Origin of the sequence: Mesorhizobium sp. M7A.F.Ca.CA.001.08.2.1, from assembly GCF_003998455.1 — a bacterium.
In the GTDB taxonomy this organism is placed as follows: Bacteria; Pseudomonadota; Alphaproteobacteria; order Rhizobiales; family Rhizobiaceae; genus Mesorhizobium; species Mesorhizobium ciceri.
The window spans coordinates 1-2,063 of record NZ_RZPW01000946.1 but is presented as its reverse complement, the minus strand read 5'-3'; the positions used below and the strand labels follow the sequence as shown (position 1 = coordinate 2,063).

Below are 2,063 nucleotides of genomic sequence, written 5' to 3'. Positions count from 1 at the left end.
GCTGCGTGCTGGCCACCGGCAACCGGGCGAGTTCTATGCGCTCGGCAGCGATGCGGTCGGCGCTGAAGTTTTTCGACAGCAGCGCCAGCGGCGACCAGTCGACGGCCACCTTGCGCGCCACCAGCCAGGCACCCTCGCGATCCTCCAGCACGACATGGTCGACGCTGAGGGCTCCCGACCAGATGCCGTCTATGCCGCTGACCGTGATCTTGCGGTCGTCGGTCGATGCCAGCCGCGAAATGATGCCGGCGAGATTGTCGCGGCCGCGCTCGGTCTTGGTTAGCACCACCAGCGCGCCGATCGCTCCCGCAATCACGATCAGCAGGGTGTAGAGAACAATGCGGAGGATGCGCCAGACTGTTTTCATCGCTCAGAATGCCTGTCCGATGCCGGCATAGATGCCGAAATGCGGATCGCCCGGATCGCGGTTGAGCGGCACGGCCGCGTCGATGCGCAGCGGCCCGAACGGCGTGACATAGCGCAGGCCGACGCCGGCGCCGACCTTGACATCGGAGAAATCGGGAACCGATTTGGTCGACACGGTGCCGGCATCGACGAACGGCACGATGCCGATCGTGTCGGTGATGGCGATGCGCATCTCGACCGAGGTTTCGAAGAAGGACAGGCCGCCGATCGGCTGGCCGGTGAAATCCTTCGGACCGATGTCCTGATAAGCGTAGCCGCGCACCGAACCGCCGCCACCGGAATAGAAGCGCCGGTCGGCCGGCACATGTTCGAGGCTGGTGCCGACGATCGAACCGATGGCGACACGTTCGGCCAGCACGAACTTGGAAGCCGAATCCAGCGACTGATAGGCCGACCCTTCGCCCCTCAGCTTCAGGAATGCCGCACCGCTCAAAATGTCGTAGCTCGGCTCGGCATAGGCCAGCACCCGGAAGCCGCTGGTCGGGTTCAGGCGGTTGTCCCTGTTGTCGTAGACATATTGCAGCGGAATGCTGGCGATCAGGTATTTGTGCTTGCCGAAAGCGTCGTGGATGCGGGAATAGTCGAGCGCCACCTCGGCGGAAACCGTCTGCTTCTTGGTCAGTTCGTAGGATAGGCCGGCGCTGCCCTTGATCGAGAAATGGTCATAGGCATCAGGATGTTCGAGCACCGTCTTCACGCCGGCGAAGAACTTCGATGCCGGTCCGATCACACCGGGTTTCTCGAACATGATGCCGGCATTGTAGTTGAGTTCGCCGAGATCGTTGCTGCCGATGCCGCTGATCTTGCCATCGATGCGCAGCTTCTCGGCCCGGCCGAACAAATTGCGGTGGCCCCAATAGCCCTCAAGGCCCAGCCCCTCGGTGTTGGAAAAAGTGCCGCCGACGCCGAAATAGCGTGGCTTGCGCTCGCTGACCTGGACGCCGATCGGAATGTTGCCGTCGGCATCGAGCTTGTCGGCTTCCTTGAACGTCACGCTGTTGAAGACCTCGAGCGCCAGCAACCGGTCGCGCGCATCGTCGATCTCTTGCGGCGAGTATTGCCGGCCGCGCTTGAGGCCGGTCATGTATTCGGTGAAGTCGCGGTCGACCTTCTCGGTGCCTTCCACGGTGGTCGGGCCATAGCCGGCGACCGGTCCGGCGGCGACCGTCAGCGTCACGTCGAGCGTCGAGGTGGCATGGTCGGCGACGATCTGGCGGTCCGTCACCTCTGCCAGCGGCCTGCCTTGCTCCTTCAGCGTCCGCACGATCAGCGCCTCGGCCTTGAGCACTGCGCCGGATCCGGCGTCGCCGCCTGATATCAGGCCATAATCGGCGCTCATCAGTCCTGCCGCGTCGCCTTGCAGCCTGATATTGCCCAAGGTGAATTTCGGCCCGGTAGCAATGTCGATCGACACGGGAACCGGCTGCGGACCCTTGAATTCGGCATCTGGCGGCAAATCGTCGAGCGGCTTGCCGTCGATGGTGACGGTGACGACGCCTTCGTAGCGGGCATCGGCATAGAGCGCGGCGACAAGCTGTTCGCGGTCGCTGCGCGCCTTGGCCATCAGCCCGAGCGAGCCTGAAACCGGACGCTCCTCGTCGCTCTTCAGCGCCGAGGCATTTTCGAGCTTCTTGACC

General features: G+C 63.6%; 2 protein-coding genes. Both read right to left on the bottom strand.

Annotation, left to right across the window (positions count from 1 at the left end):
• On the bottom strand, window positions 1-367 hold a 367-nt coding region (locus EN914_RS33290), incomplete at its 3' end, for a hypothetical protein (RefSeq protein ID WP_164754750.1).
• A 3-nt stretch (window positions 368-370) separates the two neighbouring features.
• Window positions 371-2,063, bottom strand: a 1,693-nt coding sequence (locus EN914_RS33285) for an autotransporter assembly complex family protein (protein WP_164779104.1), incomplete at its 5' end; no start/stop codon positions are given.